This window comes from Lonsdalea quercina (assembly GCF_900107885.1).
In the GTDB taxonomy this organism is placed as follows: domain Bacteria; phylum Pseudomonadota; class Gammaproteobacteria; order Enterobacterales; family Enterobacteriaceae; genus Lonsdalea; species Lonsdalea quercina.
Window position 1 is genome coordinate 285007 of record NZ_FNQS01000004.1, and the last position, 21228, is coordinate 306234.

Sequence of the window (21228 nt, forward strand, 5' to 3'; positions counted from 1 at the left end):
CGCAATAAAAGAAATGTGGCGCGCTCTTTCGAACGCGCCACACTTGTCTGAAGACGTCCCTCGTTAATCGTCGGGATATTCGCGCAGGAAGCGCTCGACGTCGTTCACCATCGACTCAGTCCCCACAAAGAACGGAGCGCGTTCATGCAGTTTCTGCGGCTGGATATCCAGAATACGGCGATGTCCATCGCTGGCTTTGCCGCCCGCCTGCTCCGCTAGCAGCGCCATCGGGTTGCATTCGTACAGCAGACGCAGCTTGCCCTGCGGATAACTGGCCGTACTCGGGTAGAGATAAATCCCCCCTTTCAGCAAGTTACGGTGGAAGTCCGCCACCAGCGATCCGATATAACGTGACGTATAAGGCCGCATCGTGGCCTCATCCTGCTCCTGACAGTATTTGATGTACTTTTTTACGCCCTGCGGGAACTTAATGTAGTTGCCTTCGTTGATGGAGTAGGTGTTTCCCATCTCGGGGAAGCGAACTCGCTCATGCGACAGGCAAAAAACGCCCAATGAGGGATCATAGGTAAAGGCATGAACCCCGTGACCGGTGGAGTAGACCAGCATGGTCGAGGAGCCGTAGACAATGTAGCCGGCGGCGACCTGCTTGCTGCCAGGCTGAAGGAAATCAGCCTCGGTCACCGGAGAACCCAGCGGAGTAATGCGTCGGTAGATAGAAAAAATGGTGCCGACTGAAACGTTTACGTCGATGTTGGAAGAGCCGTCCAGCGGGTCCATCAACACGACATACTTTGCATTTTCGGACCGCTCACCTTCAAAGATGACGATTTCGTCTTCTTCTTCGGAAGCGATGCCGGCGACTTCACCACGCGCTTTGAGCGCCGCCTTCAACTTTTCATTAGCGTACAGATCCAACTTCATCTGTACTTCGCCCTGCACATTGGAAACACCACTGGTGCCTAAAATATCCACCAGACCCGCTTTATTAATGTCGCGGTGAATGATTTTCGCGCCCAGCTTGATTGCAGACAGCAACGCGGTGAGTTCACCCGTGGCATGTGAGAAATCGTGCTGTTTTTCGACGATGAATTCGCCTAACGTTTTCATAACACTATTCCATAGTCAGCAGATGAAAAGCGGTCTAATTATGTACCGCCAACGTTTGCGTTTGCAGTGTAGCCCAAAGAGAAAGCGAGCACATAGTCAAATCCATTTCTTGAGAACTATCCGTAGCGTTAGAATAAGTCAGACTTTTGTAGATAGTTGGGAAACGTATGCGCATTCATATATTAGGTATCTGCGGCACCTTCATGGGAGGGCTAGCGCTGCTGGCCCGCTCGCTGGGACATCAGGTGACTGGCTCAGATGCCAACGTCTATCCCCCCATGAGTACACTACTGGAAGAACAGGGGATCACCCTGATTGAGGGATACGATCCTTCGCAGCTGGAGCCTCAACCCGACCTGGTTATTATTGGTAACGCAATGTCCCGCGGCAATCCCTGCGTCGAAGCCGTGCTTGAGCGGAACATACCTTATGTCTCCGGGCCGCAATGGCTCCACGACTACGTGTTGCGCGAGCGCTGGGTGATTGCCGTCGCGGGAACCCACGGCAAAACCACGACCGCCGGGATGGTGACCTGGATACTGGAAGCCTGCGGCTACAATCCCGGCTTCGTCATTGGCGGCGTGCCCGGTAACTTCGACGTCTCTGCGCGATTGGGCGATAGCCCGTTCTTCGTCGTGGAAGCCGACGAATATGATTGCGCCTTCTTCGACAAACGTTCCAAGTTCGTTCATTACTGTCCACGAACCCTGATTCTGAATAACCTCGAATTCGATCATGCCGACATCTTTGACGATCTAAAGGCGATTCAGAAACAGTTCCACCATCTCGTGCGGTTGGTGCCGGGAACGGGTCGAATCCTTGTTCCCTGCAACGATCAGCCGCTTAAACAAGTCATGGCGATGGGATGCTGGAGCGAACAGGAACTGGTCGGGGACGACGGCATCTGGAAGGCGAAGAAGAGCGTGCCGGACTCCAGCATTTTTCAGGTTTATCTGAACGATGAATTGGTCGGTGAAGTCGAGTGGAGCCTGGTTGGCGAACACAACATGCATAATGGCCTGATGGCGATCGCCGCCGCCCGCCATGTCGGCGTTCCGCCGGCGGAAGCCTGCCGCGCGCTGGGCCACTTCATCAATGCGCGTCGCCGCCTGGAACAACGCGGCACCGCGAACGGCATTACCGTTTACGATGATTTCGCGCATCACCCGACGGCGATACTGGCCACGCTGGCGGCTCTACGCAGCAAAGTCGGCGGCACGGCGAGGATCCTGGCCGTACTGGAACCCCGCTCCAACACCATGAAGCTGGGACATTGCAAAACCGAGTTGGCTCCGTCGCTGGGTCGCGCGGATGAAGTCTTCCTGTTCCAGCCGCAGCATATCTCCTGGCAGGTCGCAGAAGTGGCGGAAGCTTGTGTGCAGCCAACGCACTGGAGTGCGGATATCGATACGCTAGTGGATATGGTCGCCAAGACCGCACAGCCCGGTGACCATGTCTTGGTCATGAGCAACGGCGGATTCGGCAATATTCATGAAAAACTGCTGGAAACGTTTCAGAAACAGGAACAGGCAAAGAGCTGATGGTCTGGTGGTCTGGTGGTCTGGTGGTCTGGTGGTCTGGTGGTCTGGTGGTCTAATGGCCTGATGGCCTGATGGCCTGATGGTCTGACCGCCGAGGGGAACAACACTCCCCTTTCTCTTCCAACGCATTATCTGCCGGTCGGCATAAAAGAAAAAGGACGGGAATATCCCGTCCTTTCGTCGTTTGAGCACCCGGTTACATTAGGCGTCAAACGGGTCGCGCAACACGATAGTCTCTTCGCGATCCGGCCCCGTTGAGATGATGTCCACCGGCACGCCGGTCACTTCTTCTACACGTTTGATATAGTCCAGCGCCGCCTTAGGCAGGCCTGCGCGGTCTTTCACGCCGAAGGTAGACTCGGACCAGCCCGGCAGCGATTCGTAAATCGGCTCGATGCCATCCCAGTCTTCGGCCGCCAGCGGCGTGACGTCAACTTCACGACCATCCGGCAGGCGGTAGCCTACGCAGATCTTCACTTCCTTCAGACCGTCCAGCACGTCCAGCTTGGTCATGCAAAAGCCGGACAAGGAGTTGATCTGTACCGCGCGACGCACGGCGACCGCATCCAGCCAGCCTGTGCGTCGACGACGACCGGTGGTCGCACCAAACTCGTTGCCTTTCTCACACAAGAAGTCACCCACGTCGTCAAACAGCTCGGTCGGGAACGGACCGGCACCTACGCGGGTGGAGTAGGCCTTGACGATGCCGAGGACGTAGTCAACGTAGCGCGGACCCAGGCCTGAGCCGGTCGCCACGCCACCTGCGGTGGTATTGGAAGAGGTAACATACGGGTAGGTGCCGTGGTCGATATCCAGCAGAGTCCCCTGCGCCCCTTCAAACATCACCAAATCGCCACGTCGGCGGGCTTTGTCCAGCAGATCGGAAACATCCACAACCAGAGAGGTCAGGATATCCGCCATCGCCAGCACGTCGTCCAACGTCTTCTGATAGTCGACAGGTTCGACTTTGTAGTAGTGCACCAGCTGGAAGTTGTGATAGTCGATGATTTCTTTCAGTTTGACGGCGAAGCTTTCTTTATCAAACAGGTCGCCTACTCGCAGGCCGCGACGGGCCACTTTATCTTCGTAGGCAGGACCGATGCCGCGACCGGTCGTACCGATGGCCTTGGCGCCGCGCGCTTTCTCGCGAGCGTTATCCAAGGCAACGTGGTACGGCAAAATCAACGGGCAGGCTTCGGACAGCAGCAAACGCTCGCGTACTGGCACGCCGCGCGCTTCAAGTTCCGTCATTTCTTTCATGAATGCATCAGGCGCCAGCACCACACCGTTACCGATGATGCTGACCACGTTTTCGCGGAGGATGCCTGAAGGAATCAAATGGAGGACGGTTTTTTCACCGTTAATAACCAGGGTATGGCCAGCATTGTGACCACCTTGATAGCGCACCACATATTTAGCGCGTTCAGTCAGCAGGTCGACGACCTTGCCTTTACCTTCGTCACCCCATTGGGTGCCCAGTACGACAACGTTCTTACCCATCTCACAATCACCAGTGTTGCTTAAAAAAAGATTCTAACATCTCATTTGTATGCTTTCAGTACTTTTTAGCACACGTTTGCGCAGAAAACTGTCGTCAATTTTAGCCTTCCATGCGGCTACGCAACATGTAGTAGATCACAAGGCCTGCGACCACTATGCCGCCCCCAAAGCGGCGTAAAACCGCATCCGGCAATTGTGCGATACCGAGGATCATGCGTCGCCAAATACGGGGAAACAGCAGCGGCCCCAGCCCTTCAAAAATCAACACCAACCCCAAGGCCAGCCAGACAGATACACTCATAAAAAACTCCAGACACAAAAAAGCCCGCGTCGGGCGCTGACCGTGCGGCAGGAAAACTACCACAGACAACACACAACGCGGGCTGCGTATTAGCTAACCAGCGGAACGAAAATTAGCGTGCCGGCACCGTCTTCTCAGGTGACTTCATGTAACGGAAGAAGTCGCTGTCCGGGCTTAACACCAGGACGTCCTGATTACCGCTGTTGAAGCTGTTTTCATAGGCACGCAGGCTACGGATAAAGGCATAGAAGTCCGGATCCTGGCTGAACGCATTGGCGAACAGTTTCGCAGACTCGGCATCGCCTTCACCGCGCGTCATACGGCCTTCGCGCTCCGCTTCCGCCAGTGTACGCGTCACTTCATAATCCGCAGTGGCTTTCAGCTTCTCAGCCTGTTCCTGTCCCTGTGAACGGTGACGACGAGCAACGGCTTCACGTTCGGCGCGCATACGTTGGTAGATCGCATCCGACACTTCCGTCGGCAGGTTGATCTGTTTGATACGCACGTCGATCACCTGGATCCCCAAAGCGGCCATGCTGTTCGGATTCACCTTCGGCAACTCGCCGCTGGTTTCCTGCTCTACACGCGCGGCGGCGGAGGCGATGGCGTTATCGGCTTCAGTGGTCTCGCCGGTGCCGGTGTTCAACGCGTCACGAACGTCCATCATCAGTTGACCACGAGAGTCCGTCACGATGCCTTTCACATCCTGACGTCCGATCTCGGAACGCAGACGGTCGTTGAATTTGCGTTTCAGCAGCACCTCGGCTTGGGAGATGTCGCCACCGCCGGTCGCCAGATAGTAACGGCTGAAATCGCTGATACGCCATTTGATGTAAGAGTCGACAATCAGGTCTTTCTGCTCTTTGGTGATAAAGCGATCGGCCTGGTTTTCCATGGTCTGAATACGGGCATCCAGCGTCTTCACAGATTCAAGGACCGGGATCTTGACGTGCAAACCCGGCTCATAAATGAGCGGCTTGTTCTCATCGTCGCGCAGGACTTTGCCGAAGCGCATGACGATCCCGCGCTGCCCTTCCTGTACGACAAACAGTGAAGCGTAGATCACCAGAAGCACCAGGATCAGAATAAATAGTACTGACTTACGCATTGATTATTCTCTCCCTACTCGAGTGATCTCATCCCGCTGGGCGTTCGCCCGGCGCTGATCCATGATGTTGCCGTTGATGCTGCTGCGCGAAGAGCTGTAGTTGCTGCTCGAACTGTTGTTAGACGAGGTCGAGGAATTACGCAGCGGCGCAACCGTATTGGTCGGATTGCCGCCTGTATTGTTCTGACCACGCAGCATCTGTTCCAACGGCAGAACCATCAGGTTACCGCCTTTGTCATTTACCAACACCTTGCGGGTGCTGCTCAACACGCGTTCCATGGTTTCGATGTAGAGACGTTCACGAGTAATCTCAGGCGCGGCCTTATACTCCGGCAACACGCGAGCAAAACGAGCCACTTCACCTTGCGCTTCCAGAACGGTACGCGTCTTGTAGGCGCGAGCCTCTTCCAGAATACGCTGAGCCTGGCCGTTCGCACGCGGCTGAACTTCATTGGCATAGGCTTCCGCTTCACGGATGTACTGCTGTTCGTTCTCGCGCGCGGCAATCGCATCGTCGAATGCGGCTTTCACTTCTTCCGGCGGACGAGCTGCCTGGAAGTTGACGTCCAGCAGCGTGATTCCCATGTTGTAGGGACGAACAGTTTCTTCAAGTACGCGTTGGGTGTCGGTACGCACGATGGTACGGCCTTCAGTCAGTATCTTGTCCATCGTGTATTTGCCGATCACGCCGCGCAGCGCGCTGTCGGTCGCCTGACGCAGACTATCGTCCGCGTTGGTTACGCTGAACAGATACTGCTCCGGCTGTGTGACGCGGTACTGAACGTTCATTTCAACGCGGATCACGTTCTCATCCGACGTCAACATCACGCCGGACGTCGCCAGTTCGCGAACAGATTCGACGTTGACCGCTCGTACGTCATCAATAAACGTGGGTTTCCAGTTCAGGCCAGGGCTGACCAGATGGCTGAATTTGCCGAAACGGGTGACAACGCCGCGCTCAGCTTCTTTGATAGTATAAAAACCGCTCGCCGCCCAGATAACCACGGCGATGGCGGCCACCACGCCTAAAATACGGCCGCCGGAGCCGAAACCGCTGCCGCCGGAGCTTGAGTTTTTTCCACCGCCCAGCTCACCGAGTTTTTTGCTCAGTTTGCGGAAGATGTCGTCAAGATCCGGTGGCCCCTTATCTCGACCACCTTTGTTGTTTCCGCCAGAGTTGCCGCTATTTTTATTGCTGCTCCCCCACGGGTCGCGGTCCTGTCCGTTATTACCGGGCTGATTCCACGCCATGTTTAGCTCCATTCATTATGATAGGTGTTCTTCGGGGTCAAATATCCCAGAGTTCATCAGACTAAACTTCAACGATATAGTCTTCTAATTGCTGCTCCTGCTTACAGAGACGACGCCAGTCGACGATAGGCATTCTAATCACCAGCCCCACGCTGCCGTCTTCTTCTATCCATTCTTTTTCTATTGCCTGAAGCTGGTAAAAGCGGCTGCGCAGACGCCCCTCCTGCGGAGGCAACTGCAGGGAGTACTGTGCGATCTCCCCAGACAACCGTTCGGTCAATGCCTGGAACAGCAGAGGTATTCCTTCGCCGGTTTGCGCCGACAGCCAGACTCTGACCGGTTGATGCTCTGCATTGCGATCGATGCGCGGAGCGAAATTGTCCAGCGCATCAATTTTATTCATGACGAGCAGCGTCGGGATATCATCGGCTTCGATTTCCGTCAGTACCTCGTTAACCGCCTCAATATTTTCGTCCATGCGAGGATCGGCCGCATCAACGATATGAAGCAACAGCGATGCCTGGCGAGTTTCCTGCAGCGTGGCTTTAAATGCCGCGACCAGATCGTGAGGCAGCTCGCGAATAAAACCGACGGTATCCGCCAACACGGTATCACCGACGTCAGGCACATCGATCCGACGAAGCGTGGGATCCAGCGTGGCGAATAGCTGATCGGCAGCATACACGTCCGCCGCCGTCATCTGATTAAACAACGTGGATTTACCGGCGTTGGTATACCCCACCAGCGACACCGTAGGCACTTCCGCGCGCGTACGTGCGCGTCTTCCCTGTTCACGCTGTTTCTCAACACGGACAAGGCGCGACAAAATCAAACTAATGCGGTTACGCAGCAGACGACGGTCGGTTTCCAGCTGAGTTTCACCGGGACCTCGCAACCCTATCCCGCCCTTTTGGCGTTCAAGATGAGTCCAGCCGCGCACCAAACGCGTGGCCAGATGGCGCAACTGCGCCAGCTCAACCTGCAGTTTCCCTTCATGGGTGCGGGCGCGCTGGGCGAAAATATCAAGAATCAATCCGGTCCGGTCAATGACCCGGCATTCGCACAGGCGCTCGAGATTACGCTCCTGTGCGGGTGATAAAGCGTGATTGAACAGCACGACGAAAGCGTCGGTTTCTTTAACCGCCTTGGCGATCTCTTCTGCTTTACCCTCGCCGACAAAATACTTGGGATGAGGCGCTTTGCGACTGCCGGTGATCACCTGTAGCGATTCGATTCCGGCAGAAGACACCAGAGATTCGAACTCCAGCAGATCTTCAGTATCTTTCTCTTGGGAAAAGTGAATATGAACTAGTATGGCCCGTTCACCGGCTTCATAACGGTCAAACAACCGAACAACCTCTCAAACAAACAAATGCAGCCACAAACGGGGAAACGACACTATGTCCTTCCCCCGCTGAGGTAAATCGGTAATAACTCTTATTCAGCGTCATCGCTTTCCTGAGGCTGCGACTGCTGATTAGTCGTGTTATTACCATGATAGTTATTCGCGCCAGGATTATTACTGTGATGAGACACCGGACGAGACGGAACCACCGTAGAGATAGCGTGCTTGTAAACCATCTGGCTAACCGTGTTTTTCAGCAAAATAACAAACTGATCAAACGACTCAATCTGGCCCTGCAACTTAATGCCATTTACCAGATAAATAGAAACTGGAACACGTTCACGACGCAAAGCATTCAAGAACGGATCTTGCAAAGATTGCCCCTTAGCCATTCTATATTTTCCTTATTTGCTTGTTGTTTGTAACAAAGAACCCTGTGGCTCTAAAATAGCGGTATAAAAATTTGTGCCGAGAATCAGCCAATTGTACACAATCGTCCAACCTATGCACTAACAACCTGCATGACCTTACCCAACGCATCCTGCGGCTCATCGCTATCAAGCCAGCACACATTGTCCCACCCGCGTAACCAGGTTATTTGCCGTTTTGCCAGCTGTCGGGTAGCGCAGATCCCACGATAAACCATCTCGTCGTAATCTATTTCACCGGACAAGTAGGACCACATTTGGCGGTAACCGACGCAGCGGATGGAAGGCAAACCTGGATGCAGATCGGCACGAGCGAACAGCGCGCGTGCTTCCGACTCAAAACCTGCCTGCAACATCTGTTGAAACCGTAGTGCAATACGCTCATGCAATAATTCGCGCGACGCGGGAGCGATGGCGAACTGGTGCACGTGGTAAGGCAGCGCTTCACCCGATGTTTTTGTCAGTTCGGTTAAAGTGTTACCTGAAACGGAAAAAACTTCCAGTGCCCGCGACAGTCTCTGCGGATCATTTGGATGAATCCGAGTGGCCGCGATGGGATCTATCTCTCGCAGTTCATTATGCAACGCTTCCCAGCCTTCTCGCTGCGCACGCGCCTCTATTTCCCGTCGCACTTCCGGATCCGCGGGCGGCAAGGGCGAAAGCCCTTCAAGCAGCGCCTTGAAGTACAGCATCGTTCCCCCCACCAGCACAGGGATTCGACCAGCGGCGGTGATCTCCGCCATCTCCTTCAGCGCATCTCGGCGAAAATCAGCGGCCGAATAGGCGTCAGCCGGATCGAGGATATCGATCAATCTGTGCGGCGCTTGCGACAACTCTTCAGCGGTAGGCTTGGCGGTGCCGACATCCATGCCCCGGTAAATCAATGCGGAATCCACGCTGATCAACTCAACGGGGAGGGATTGCCGTAACGCCATGGCTAACGCCGTCTTTCCGGAAGCCGTCGGTCCCATAATGAAAATGGCCGGCGGGTACTGCGTTGTTTCACGTTCAGTCATGCTTTAAAGCCTTGATGGCGGACTCAATATCCATCACATAAAGAAACTCTGATGGCGGAACTTTGACCCGCTCAGGACAGAGACGTTCAATATCCGCTAACAGTTGCACCGCTTGGGCCTGAGTCCAGCTCTCATGCTCGCTGTACAACCGCCGCGCTATCCACGCCGCTACCTCATCAGAATCTGACTGAGGGCAATCAGCGAGATAGCCTAACAGGTCAGAGATCAAGTTTTGTAAATTTTGTTGTCTCAAAGGTAAAGGTACCGCGCGCAGTGTGGCGCGCTGCTGCTCAACCACGATATCAATACCAAACTGGGCGAGCCGTTCTTGACTCTCCGTCACCGCCGCGCGCTCTTTACTTCCCAGCGTTAGACGTTGGGGGATCAGCAACGGCTGTGGCCGTAACCCCTCCTCGCCGGGCGTCATCTGCGCCTGACGGACATAGCGCTCGGCAACGGGCAGAGACAGCAGGGCCAATCCCTGCTGATACTCCACCAGCGCATAGCAGGGCGGATAGACGGTCAACACTCTGCCTAATCCCTCTGACCGACTGACCAGCGGAACCTCGCCCTGTGCGGTCTGCGCGATGTTGGCGCGGGAAGGCGCTGCGGGGACCGGCGACTCGTCGCCTGAAGGTATCGACCGCTCGGAGGCAGGCTGTAGCAGTTTTTGATACAGCTCGCCCTGTTTGCGCTGATACCCCGCTCCGTGAGGATACGAGGCGGGCGGGCGCTCCTGTGCTTTGCCGCCGGAAGTCGGCATTCGTGCCGGCGGCTCGGTTTGCGCAGGTCGAGCAAAGTGGTTCTCGCCGGCCGCGGTGCGGTTTTCCTGCTGCCAGACCGGCGTCGGCGTCTCGCCCTGGGGGGGAACCGCCTGCGCGGGCGCAGCCGCCTGCTGGAGTACGGTCATCACCGCCTGATAGATGAAGTCGTGCACCAGTCGGGCCTGATGGAATCTGACCTCGTGCTTGGCCGGATGTACGTTGACATCCACATGGTGCGGGTCAACTTCCAAATAGAGGACATACGCAGGCTGCTGATCGCTGCGCAGCTGATCCTGATAGGCCTGTCGGATGGCGTGGTTAATCAGCCTGTCCCGCATCATCCGCTGATTCACGTAGCAATACTGCAGCTCCGGCAACTGCTGAGACCCCGTCGGGTCGGCCACCCAGCCGCGGATCTTCAGGTCGCCATGTTCCCAGGATACGGCCAATGCATGCTGAATAAACGCCGTACCGCAGATGCTGCCCAGACGCCGCTCATGCTGTGTTGGATCGGTCACCGCCCGGTATTGCCGCACCAGCTTGCCGTTATGGTGGAGATTAAACGCCACATCGAAGCGAGCTAGCGCGATACGCCGGACCACCTCGTCGATGTGCATAAATTCGGTTTTTTCGGTGCGCAGGAATTTGCGACGCGCGGGCGTGTTGTAGAACAGGTCCAGCACTTCCAGCGTCGTGCCGACCGGATGCGCGGCCGGTTTCACCGTGACCGCCATGTCCCGTCCTTCGGCATACGCCTGCCAGGCTTCATTTTGATCGCGGGTGCGAGACGTCAGCGTCAGGCGGGAAACCGAACTGATACTCGCCAGCGCCTCGCCGCGAAAGCCCAGACTCATGATGGCTTCCAAATCGTCGAGCGTCGCGATTTTACTGGTGGCATGACGCGCCAGCGCCAGCGTCAAATCTGTCTTGCCGATCCCGCTGCCGTTGTCACGAATACGAATAAGCCGGCTGCCGCCGCGTTCGATGTCGATATCAATGCGCGTCGCTCCCGCATCCAGACTGTTTTCCACCAGCTCCTTGACCACGGACGCAGGCCGTTCCACTACCTCGCCAGCGGCGATTTGGTTAGCCAGTTGGGGGGGTAGAACCAGAATCGGCATCTTATCTCCTTGGTTTGCTGCAATGTCGGCCTCAGGTGGCAGGGATAACCAGCGTCTGTCCTAACTGTACCGTCTGCGATGGCAGCTTGTTTGCCTGCTGGAGCGCTTTCATACTGACATCGTAACGGTCTGCAATCGAACTCAGACTATCACCGCGCACCACCTTATGCGTCACCCTCTTCGCCGTGGTGGCTCTCTGGATTGCCGGGGCGGTTCGTGTCTGTGCGACCTGCGATGCGACGCCCCCCGGAATCCTCAGTCTCTGCCCTACCCACACAACGTCTTTTTTCAGGTTATTCGCATCGCGTATCGTCGACATACTCACACCGTAACGCGACGCAATCCCCGACAGCGTTTCACCTTTCCCCACGGTATGCCGCGTTGCGGAGCCGACAGGCGCCGCGCCGTTGGAAACCACCGGTTTGGAGACCGGCAAAATGGCAGGCCGTTTGTCATGTTTGGGCGCATTCTGCAACGGATGCGTCTCGAAATAGCCGCGTAGCCCCAGATAGAGCGCTTTTGCGATACGCTCCTGATAGTCGCTGCTGCCCAAAAGACGCTCTTCGCCAGGATTGGAAATAAACCCGGTTTCGACCAGTAACGACGGAATATCCGGCGAGCGCAGCACGCCGAGGCTGGCATGTTCGGGGTGGACTTTGTGCAGGCTGCCGACGCGTTGCAGTTCTCGCAGCACCTTGACCGCCACGTCGTAGCCGACGCGCTGCGAATGCCCGAACTGTAGGTCCAGCACCGCCTGACTCAGGTAAGGATCGGCGTTGTTGTTCGCCAGCAGGTCGCCCGCGCCCCCCAGCAGCTCAGACTGCTTCTCGTGCTGTTCAAGCCAGTTCGCCATTTCGCTATTGGCCCTGCGGTTAGACAGAACCCACACCGACGCGCCCGTTGCGCCGCGGTTGGGCGCCGCGTCCGCATGGAGAGAAACCAGCAGATTGGCCCCCTGCTTACGCGCCACGTCGGAACGCCCCATCACGGAAATAAAGTAGTCGCCGTCACGCGTCAGTACCGGTTTAAACACCGGGTCCTTGTTCAGCAGGTCGCGCAGCTTACGCGCGATGCCGATGGTCACATTTTTTTCCTGCAATCCGCCGGGACCGATGGCGCCGGGATCCTGGCCGCCGTGTCCGGCGTCAATCGCCACCACGATCTCATCGCCGGTAGAGGTCGGACGGCGTGCGGACGCGCGAGACGGAGTCGTCGAAGCGGTACTGGTCACCACCGTTGGCTTATTGTCGAATGGACTTTGCGGCGGCTCGGCCGGCTTGACCGGTCGCGTGGTTACGCGGGCTTCCGTCGTCGATGTCCGGTTGGCTGCGCGCTGCGGCTGTTCGGCGCTCACCGTGAAAACCACGGTGTAGGTGTCGCCGTGCCTCGTCGTCGTCGCACGCGTTTTGGCAGGCTTCGTCAGTTCAAGTACCAGACGCAGGCTTTGCGCGTCTTTCGCTTCGCTGGTCCGAATGCGATCGATCAGATTGCTACCGCTGAATGCGAGCGGCAGCCCTTTGATTACCCCGGTCTCCCGGATGTCGATCACGACCCGATCGGGATTGCTGAGCGGGAAAAATGCGTAGATCGGTTGCCCGCTGAAACTCAGGGTCACCTTTGCCAGCCCCGAAGCGTTATCGACCTGAACATCTGAGAGATTCGCCGCCCAAAGCGGCCAGGACAGGAAGAGGACAACACCCAATAAAGCCTTCATCAACCGCACGATCATCACGTCTACTCCGACTGACCTATACAACGCGCCGCAATATGTTCGCCTGTGTCAGACAACACCTGAATCTCCGCCTGACGCCCCGCATCCTGATAGCTCAGGTGCAGCTCCAGATCGGCAGGAGGCAGTATCCCCGCGCCCTGCTGAGGCCATTCGATCAGGCAGATGGCGTCCTCGGACAAATAGTCGCGAATGCCCATGAACTCCAGCTCTTCGGGGTCCGCCAAGCGGTACAGATCGAAATGGTAAACCGGACGCGGCGACAGCATGTAAGGCTCCACCAGCGTGTAGGTGGGACTTTTGACGTTGCCCGTGTGGCCGAGCGCTTGCAGGAAGCCGCGGCTCAGCGTGGTCTTGCCCGCGCCCAGATCGCCATACAGATAGATAATGACGGCGCGGTCGCAGGCCTGCGCCAGTGTCGCACCGAGTGCAATAGTTGCCGCTTCGTCAGGCAGAGATAGAGAAAATGTCTTCATTCTGTCTTTTCTAAGGATATCCACTCAGGATTTACATACTGCGCCAGTACGGGCATCAAATCCGTCGCCAGCATGCCGCGGGGGCCGCGCTGTTTCGCCAGCCAGTCGGCGGCGGCGCCATGAACCACACATCCGGCTCTGGCCGCGTCATACAACGAAAGTTTCTGCGCCGCCAGCGCACCGATAATGCCGGAAAGCACATCGCCCATCCCACCCGTAGCCATACCGGGGTTGCCGACGTCAGCGATGGCCAGCGCGCCTTGCTCATTGGCGATCACCGTTCCCGCACCTTTAAGTACTACAACGCCGCCGTAGCGTTTCACCAGCTTTTCCGCTGCAAGTAAGCGGTCACTCTCAATGTCGACAACGCGACAGTTCAGCAGCCGTGCCGCCTCGCCGGGATGGGGCGTCAGGATGCGATTCTGACGTTTATGCGGACTGATTGCCAGCAGGTTGAGCGCATCCGCATCCCATAACATGGATTTGTTACAATTTTCTGCGATCCTGAGGGCATTTCTGCCCCATTCCCCCTGACCCAGGCCGGGGCCGATTACGATCACATCCGCCCACTCCAGCCCTTGCCGCAACGTCGCCGTGTTCAGCTCCTGAACCATCAGCTCGGGACGAGAAACCAGCAGCGCTGCAAGGTATTCGCGGTGAGTAAGTACTCGCACTAAACCGGCACCTGTACGCAGAGCGGATTCACCCGCCATGAAAATCGCACCGCCGGTCCCCGCGTCGCCGCCGACAATCAGCAGACGGCCATTATCCCCTTTGTGCGCGCCCGCCCGGCGAGGCTTCAGCCACTGAGAAAGATGACGCGGCGTGATGCGCTGAATCGGCGCATCCTGACGCGCTATCCACGGCGACAGCGCCAGATCGTCGATGTGCAGCCGACCGACATAGTCTCGGGCCAGACCGGTCAGCAGGCCGGGTTTCAGCGTAATGAAGGTGATGGTGTGTGCGGCGTCGATCACCGCGCCCGCAGTATGACCGGTTTCGGCATTCAATCCAGAGGGGATATCCAGCGCCACCGTGGGCGCCGGATGCGCATTGGCCGCCTCAATCAGTCGATCGTAGGGAGCCTTGGGCGCGGCGGCAAGACCAGTGCCCAGCAGACCATCGATAATCAGATCGATATCATCAGGCCAGGCAGCCTCCGGCGTTAGTTCGGTACCGCCATCGGCGATCCATTGCGCTCTGGCCTGTTCGGCTTCGGGCGGCAACGGACGCTCTCCAGGGCAGACTATTACCGATACCCGCAGACCAGCGGCTTTCGCCAGGGTTGCCACCACATAACCATCTCCGCCGTTATTGCCGTGTCCGGCCAAAACCAGCCAGTGCCGAGCTGACGGATAGTGCAAACGCGCCAGTCTAAATGCGGCGGAACCCGCTCTTTGCATCAGCGTGTAGAGCGACACGCCTGCCGATTGTGCCGCCCCTGCCTCCTCTCGTCGTAGCCAGTCGGCTCGGAAGACCGTATCAGGTAATGCTTCGGACACAGAATTGATGCTGCAATCGATCATGGCATGCTCCCTCTCATTTCTGCAGATGCGCCGCCGACACCGGGCGTGGACGCGATAACGCGGCCCCTTGGCAATTCGTCCTCACCCCGGAAGTCACCCAAGCTGACCGAAAATGCCTCATTTTTCCGTAAAGGCCGCGGAAACAGCTATCAGTTTACTCCGCCCTATGTCGTTGGCGAATGACTGGGCCAGATTAGCGAGAGAAAGGGCGGTGAAGGGGCAATCAGGAGGATGTTACGGTGTGGACAAAAATTCGCCGATTTTTCGCCTGTCCCGCCTGTGGATAAATTTAAAAACTCTTTGCCAATCAAGTGCAACAAAAAGTACAAGTGATCATAGTGGCGTTTTTTATCTAAAATTTTTCTTTTAAATTCATTGGGATAAAAAATAGCGATCTTCGGACCCTCGGTGTGCCATCAAACACCGTCGTCAAGAAATCTGTGGATAAGTCTGTTTAAAAACTTATGAGATTTACTTTTCCGGAGAGCAAGAATGCTCTTGGAGGATAAAACCGATAGCGCTGTTGCAAAAAGGAATTAATTTACGCCGCGGCTTTTGTAACACGCTGATTTTTAAAGATTTTAAAATACAGCATGTTTCGGGGACGGCATTATGGCCCAGGGAATTCTAATTGGCAAGCGTTTTGACTCTTCACTCCTCGACACGCGTGCGACCACAATATTCCATCTATCGCAGCCCCCTGTCGGCCGGCAGCTTTGCCATGACCATCAAAAACGATTCAATTAGGTTAGTTCAATAATCAGACAATAATTAAAAAAAATGGAAATTTTTTCAGTTTGACGGGCAGAAGGGATACTCCAAAAGCAGCCGGCTCGCAGAAGTTCACGCCCGCGATCTCGCGTGATACCGCCTTGATAGCGGGATACATGCTTGAGTTCGCCAGGCGGCGTTACAGTGGGATTTGTGTTTTACTTGATGCGCGCGGCGGCGGGAATTATCGCGCTGGTCAAGGCGATCCCCATGCCTATGACACCATGCGTTTATGCGGGGCGCTTTATCTTCTGTATCTGGCCTGGCAGACGGTCAGACCCGGTGAACATTCTCCGTTTGAAAGGCGGGAGCTTCGTCCTGATACGCATCATGGGCTTCGTCACCAACCTGCTAAGCCCATAGTTTGCAAGCGCTTACTTATCACGAGGTCGGGACGGGCGAAACCAGACAAACTACGCCTGGTTTCTTTTGTCCAGAACGGACGCCTCAACGGCGTCCTTCGTCATGCGATATGCCGTTTATCCGCCGAAGTAGTTAGCCCCCAGAGTCTCTTTATCCGTGTCGTCATTAACGTGAAACGAGGAAAGACTCCAGCGTTTACCCGTGCTGACCTCGCCAAGGTACAGCTGGTATTTACCCTCAGACGTAGACGAAAAGAAGACATAGTCAGTGCCACTCACGGGGAAGGCGTCGGAGTTGTTGCTGTCGCAATCATTAATCGACAGTTGTTCGGCCTTATCGCTCGGATTCACCTTGGTATAGAGCTGATCGGCTCCGCCCGAGTCCTTCCAGCGCGAGTAAAACACCCTTCCATCCTGACGAACCGTCGGATAGTAGGCTTCCAGGCCGTTCGGCTTGTCGAAAACCACCTTTTTGCCGGTCGCGAGCGTCAGACGATAAATGCCCGTGACGCCCGATGCCTTCCCTGCCGCGTAATAGACTTGCGTGCCATCGGCGGACGGATAGGGCATTGAGCTTTCTATCGTTGAAGAGGCGTTAGTCAGATTGGTCTGCGAGCTGAACGCCGGCCCCCCATTTTCAAAGCTCAACGTCGCCTTCACCACATCGCCATCCTGCTTGAAAAACAGCGCAGCGCCATCAGCGCTGAACTTGGGATCTTCATTTCTCGTCTCTCCCGTGCTTTTGGTCAGATTGACCGGGAGTTCGGCCGAGTCGACCTGCCACATGAAGACATTCCAGGCATCGTCCTTGATCCCCATAAAGGCCAGCCATTTACCGTCCGGACTGAATACCGCGTTCATCGGGTCCTGAATTCCCCACGCCGATGAAGACGCCTGCGTCACTTTGTTGGCAGAGAAGTCATAGATAAAGATTTGGCTGGTGCCATCGGCATAACTGCCGTAGGTGTGATAGGCGAGCTTGCCTTTTAACGTGGAGGGAAACGTTGAATCACTTTCCGTGGTGTGGTTGGAAATACATTGTGCTTGAGAGCCAGCGGTAACCCCCGCCGAAAGCGCGCCGCACACCAGTGCGGTTGCCCACATTTTAGGTTGCATAGTTAAAGCATCCTTACTTTATATCAATATGTACTGGCCGTTATACCTCGGAATTCAGCCAAGGTTATTCATATCAAAACAACTGAATCTTCGACGTATTAATGGCTAGTTATACCTATGCACACTCACGTAACCTCACTATTTCCTCAAGGTTTTCGCCGTGACATAGTCAAAACTATTTTAAGTATCATCGTTGTGTGGGTAAACCGAATCGAGGGAGTAATCAACGTTTTTAAAGAGGAAAAGGATCTGACTTGACCCTCACCTGCGGCGCGGTATGCGCTTGCTTACGCATCGTGACCCAGCGCTGTCAACAACCGCGGACTGCATGAATTTCGTTGCTGGAGCAGGCCGAACGTGACATCAACACGCTGAGTACGGCCTGAGATCTCCTCTCAAGTTTGAAGCGTAAAGCCGTCTACCCGGTCGGTTTTGTCTTAAACCAATAGAACACCCCACGTTGGTGCGACGATAAAGACTCGATGTAACAGCAAATAATATCAATTGATGGGAGGATGTCGGTGTGGGTAGAGTCAGAGGCCAGAAGAGAATAGGCACCATTGTAGTCCCCCTGAATTTAGTCTTACTGCTTAATCGCGTTATCTGGTCAAAAGACAACCAGCGGAGGCGCATCATAAAGAAAGCGCGTTTCACTGAAACTCAGATCCTGCGGGTTCTAAAAGAAGTTGAAGAGGATCGGCACGTGAAGGATGTGTGACGCGAAAACGGTGTGGCGGAAGCCAGCTATGACAACTGGAAATCTAAATACGGCGGCATGGCGTCCTCTGATATCAAACGCACGGAGGTGGCTGCAATAACACGCCCGTTCATCGAGTCCGGCGAGAGTAACCATGTCCGCGTGAAGAGGAATACTCCATCAGAAGGTTGCCCACCAAAGCTGCCGGAAATCTGTGTTTTTACGGCAACAATAGCGACGTTGTCTTTGAGCAGTATTCGCTCATTTGCTGTCTGCAAATCATGGATCTTGATCAGCCCCGAACGATGCGCGTCGAGATCGTCACGTCGTCCCAGCGCCTGTCCCAGATGGCTGACAAATATCAGCTCCCTGTCCAACAGCGTTTCTAACGCCGTGACGTCCGAGTCCAACATCGCCTGTCGCAAACGCGCTTCCAACAGTCGTACGCGCTCCATTTTTGCTTCTTGCATCCCACCCTCGCCATCGTTAAATCACGCCACGACGAGTGCCGACATCGATAACACACTCGCGTTTGTGGCTAAAAATCCCTCAAAAATTATGCCATAAAGGCCGAGGAAACCAGCCTGTCCTTCTCACGTTGAATAAACTCATCGCGCTTGTTCAACGTGGTGAAAACGACGCAAGATCAGGAAGAGCGTCATCGTTGGCAACCTGGGTACTGGCGGACGACAGGAGAAACACAATAGGAACCGTCACGCCGCGAAGCGTTAGGCGTGACGATTTGGTTAGCAGGCTACAGTTTAAAAATGGCGGCCTGCCAGGCCTGTAGAGTCAGACGATCGGCACCCGCTGAGGCGGCACTTTCCGGCCGGTTGCTGATGACGGATCGAACAATCTTCTTATCTGCCGGCAACGACCAGTTCTGCGTCTCGCGCGAGAAGTTAATGGCAACCAGATACTGCTGATCTTTTAACGTGCGAGTATAAACGAAAAGCTTAGGATGTTCCGGCGCCAGATCGCGATACTCACCATGGATCAGCGCCGGAGTCTGACGCCGCAGCGCAATCAGCTGACGATGATAACCGTAGACCGAATGGTCATCGTCGACCTGAGCCGCCGCATTGATTTTCGTATAGTTGGGGTTTACCGCCAGCCACGGCGTGCCAGTTGTAAATCCCCCCTGAGCCGCGGTGCTCCACTGCATCGGCGTTCTGCCATTATCGCGGGAGGTTTGGCGCACATTATCCAGAAACTCTTTGGACGAGACTTTTCCCCCTTCCACCAACTCCTTCCATAATCCCCGGATTTCAACGTCTTCGAACTCCTTTTCGCTGGTGAAAGGGTAATTAGTCATGCCCAGCTCTTCACCCTGATACACAAAGGGCGTAGCCCGTTGGGTCATCATCAGTGTGGCCAACGCTTTGGCGGACACGTCCCGCCATGCATCGCTGTCATCACCGAAATGTGACACCGCCCGCGGAAGGTCATGGTTACTCAGGAAGCTGGTGTTCCAGCCAGCCGCCCCGGAGCGGTCGATTTTAGCAAAGGCAGTCTTGAGTTGAGGCAGGGTCCAGTCCGTCTTACGCCAGCCATCGCGGTCGAGACGAACGACATCGAAGTGGAACAACATATTCAATTCCTGGCGATCCGCGTCAACGAACTTGGGCGTATCCTCGAACGTCACACCGTAGGCTTCGCCAACGCTCATCGCGTTATAGGGCGCCAGCACTTCCCGGTTCATTTCATGCAGGTATTGATGGATGTGCGGCCCTGTAGCAAACACATTTTGCGGTTGGGCCAGCTGCTGCGGGCTTAAATCAGGCAGACCGGGCTGCTTGGAAATAAAAGGGATCACGTCCATGCGAAAACCGGAGACGCCTTTATCCAGCCAGAAGCGCATAATGTCATAGACCTCCTGATGAACCTTTTTATTTTCCCAGTTCAGGTCAGGCTGCTTCTCGGCGAAGTAGTGCAGATAATACTGGCCGGTCTGATCGTCTTTTTTCCAGGCAGAACCACCGAAGAAAGCGGGGTAATTATTGGGCACCTCACCATTGCGCCCGTCTCGCCAAATATAGTAATCGCGGTACGGATTATCCTTCGACTTTCTGCTCTCTTTGAACCACTGATGCTCATCACTGGTGTGGTTAACCACTAAATCAATTATCAAACGCATATCACGGCGTTTAATTTCGTTAAGCATGTGGTCGAAATCATTCATCGTGCCGAACTCTTTCATGACCTTCTTGTAATCACGAATATCATAACCATTGTCCGCATTTGGGGAGTCAAAATGCGGGCTGAGCCAAATCACATCAACGCCGAGTTTTTTCAGGTAATCCAGTTTCTCTGTAATACCATTGAGGTCACCAATACCGTCTCCATTACTATCGTTAAATGAACGCGGATATATTTGGTAAACGACAACCTCTTTCCACCATTCACGATTTTTATTTTCTTCAACAGCATCGGCGGTCTGAGGCAGCACCACGGATGACATCGCTGCGGCCAGCATACACATAGGTAAATTCGACATCGTTCCCTTCCCTATCAGTGATAGTTTTTGAATGTATAAGAAACATCGCTGATTAAAAGATGGCAGGTTCCGGCAACGCTCACGACCGATAATATTTTATTATGTGAGCGGCTTCACAAGCAAAAATAAGGCTTACAACAGCATTGCGATAGAAAAATAGAGACGTGTCATATTTAGCAAATCTTAATAACGCATAAAATAACGGGGCCTTTTTGAGGCCAAGATGAGAGGGATATATTGGCGACTAAAATAACCTTATATAGAAATAATTACCGCGTTGTCATTATTGAATTAGAAATAATTATTTCGAATTCACAACCATTAGCAGAGTTCAACTTTCTTATTTTTTAGCCGAGAATATGTTTCCTTAGATTCATTTAGCTAAATACGTGGCTCTCTGAATTAATATACTCGATACATTTCACAGGAAATAATACTGTAAAAACACGTATTGGCCATTTCTTGATGTTTAATTAAATAGGTGAAAAAATTAATATGCATAAAACTTATAATATTGTCATCTAAAGCATCCATTGCAGCATTCAATAAATTAACCAAATTTTACATTCATGACCATCAATCCATCCCCCTCAGAAAACGCATGCTGTTAT

At 54.7% G+C, this 21228-nt stretch carries 16 protein-coding genes and 1 pseudogene; 2 read left to right on the forward strand and 15 right to left on the reverse strand.

What is annotated here, in order from left to right; genetic code table 11:
• Positions 1 to 63 precede the first annotated feature (63 nt).
• Positions 64 to 1068: a class 1 fructose-bisphosphatase gene (gene fbp, locus BLU64_RS08130; protein ID WP_026741610.1), complete on the reverse strand. Its 1005-nt coding sequence runs from the start codon at positions 1066 to 1068 to the stop codon at positions 64 to 66.
• Positions 1069 to 1235: 167 nt separating this feature from the next.
• Here fbp and mpl point away from each other — a divergent pair, with 167 nt between their 5' ends.
• The gene (mpl, locus tag BLU64_RS08135; RefSeq protein WP_026741609.1) at positions 1236 to 2609 is read left to right on the forward strand and encodes a UDP-N-acetylmuramate:L-alanyl-gamma-D-glutamyl-meso-diaminopimelate ligase; all 1374 of its coding nucleotides are present in this window, start codon (positions 1236 to 1238) and stop codon (positions 2607 to 2609) included.
• A 201-nt stretch (positions 2610 to 2810) separates the two neighbouring features.
• Here mpl and BLU64_RS08140 read toward each other — a convergent pair whose 3' ends face one another.
• From BLU64_RS08140 to BLU64_RS08200, 12 genes are all read right to left on the reverse strand, one after another.
• Entirely contained in the window at positions 2811 to 4109 is a 1299-nt protein-coding gene (locus BLU64_RS08140; RefSeq protein ID WP_026739010.1) for an adenylosuccinate synthase, read from the reverse strand.
• 100 nt (positions 4110 to 4209) lie between these two features.
• Positions 4210 to 4410: a DUF2065 domain-containing protein gene (locus BLU64_RS08145; RefSeq protein WP_026739009.1), complete on the reverse strand. Its 201-nt coding sequence runs from the start codon at positions 4408 to 4410 to the stop codon at positions 4210 to 4212.
• A 112-nt stretch (positions 4411 to 4522) separates the two neighbouring features.
• The gene (gene hflC, locus BLU64_RS08150) at positions 4523 to 5518 is read right to left on the reverse strand and encodes a protease modulator HflC (protein WP_074728342.1); all 996 of its coding nucleotides are present in this window, start codon (positions 5516 to 5518) and stop codon (positions 4523 to 4525) included.
• Positions 5519 to 5521: 3 nt separating this feature from the next.
• Positions 5522 to 6769 (reverse strand): FtsH protease activity modulator HflK, encoded by a 1248-nt coding sequence (gene hflK / locus BLU64_RS08155; RefSeq protein WP_074728344.1) that lies wholly within the window; start codon positions 6767 to 6769, stop codon positions 5522 to 5524.
• 61 nt (positions 6770 to 6830) lie between these two features.
• Entirely contained in the window at positions 6831 to 8117 is a 1287-nt protein-coding gene (gene hflX, locus BLU64_RS08160) for a ribosome rescue GTPase HflX (protein ID WP_074728346.1), read from the reverse strand.
• Positions 8118 to 8206: 89 nt separating this feature from the next.
• Complete coding sequence (gene hfq / locus BLU64_RS08165) at positions 8207 to 8506, reverse strand: RNA chaperone Hfq (protein ID WP_026739005.1); 300 nt, start codon at positions 8504 to 8506, stop codon at positions 8207 to 8209.
• A gap of 110 nt (positions 8507 to 8616) precedes the next feature.
• Entirely contained in the window at positions 8617 to 9558 is a 942-nt protein-coding gene (gene miaA / locus BLU64_RS08170) for a tRNA (adenosine(37)-N6)-dimethylallyltransferase MiaA (RefSeq protein WP_026741605.1), read from the reverse strand.
• Positions 9551 to 11443 (reverse strand): DNA mismatch repair endonuclease MutL, encoded by a 1893-nt coding sequence (mutL, locus tag BLU64_RS08175; protein WP_074728348.1) that lies wholly within the window; start codon positions 11441 to 11443, stop codon positions 9551 to 9553. Before mutL ends, miaA begins: the two co-directional genes overlap by 8 nt.
• Positions 11444 to 11474: 31 nt before the next feature.
• Positions 11475 to 13172: an N-acetylmuramoyl-L-alanine amidase AmiB gene (gene amiB, locus BLU64_RS08180; protein WP_026741603.1), complete on the reverse strand. Its 1698-nt coding sequence runs from the start codon at positions 13170 to 13172 to the stop codon at positions 11475 to 11477.
• Between the two features lie 5 nt (positions 13173 to 13177).
• Positions 13178 to 13648, reverse strand: a complete 471-nt coding sequence (gene tsaE, locus BLU64_RS08185) for a tRNA (adenosine(37)-N6)-threonylcarbamoyltransferase complex ATPase subunit type 1 TsaE (RefSeq protein WP_026741602.1) — start codon at positions 13646 to 13648, stop codon at positions 13178 to 13180.
• Positions 13645 to 15174, reverse strand: coding sequence for a bifunctional ADP-dependent NAD(P)H-hydrate dehydratase/NAD(P)H-hydrate epimerase (nnr, locus tag BLU64_RS08190; protein WP_074728350.1), 1530 nt, complete (start codon positions 15172 to 15174; stop codon positions 13645 to 13647). The genes tsaE and nnr overlap by 4 nt, the downstream gene beginning before the upstream one ends.
• Positions 15175 to 16424: 1250 nt before the next feature.
• Complete coding sequence (locus tag BLU64_RS08200; RefSeq protein ID WP_074728351.1) at positions 16425 to 17423, reverse strand: TolB-like translocation protein; 999 nt, start codon at positions 17421 to 17423, stop codon at positions 16425 to 16427.
• A 634-nt stretch (positions 17424 to 18057) separates the two neighbouring features.
• Here BLU64_RS08200 and BLU64_RS08205 point away from each other — a divergent pair.
• Positions 18058 to 18222, forward strand: a pseudogene (locus BLU64_RS08205) (transposase); the annotation flags it as partial.
• Here the strand turns inward: BLU64_RS08205 and BLU64_RS08210 are convergent.
• The gene (locus BLU64_RS08210; RefSeq protein WP_071999726.1) at positions 18168 to 18590 is read right to left on the reverse strand and encodes a nuclear transport factor 2 family protein; all 423 of its coding nucleotides are present in this window, start codon (positions 18588 to 18590) and stop codon (positions 18168 to 18170) included. The pseudogene BLU64_RS08205 and the gene BLU64_RS08210 sit on opposite strands and share 55 nt — an antisense overlap.
• Before the next feature lie 284 nt (positions 18591 to 18874).
• Positions 18875 to 20617: a glycoside hydrolase family 13 protein gene (locus BLU64_RS08215; protein WP_036152335.1), complete on the reverse strand. Its 1743-nt coding sequence runs from the start codon at positions 20615 to 20617 to the stop codon at positions 18875 to 18877.
• Between the last annotated feature and the right edge of the window lie 611 nt (positions 20618 to 21228).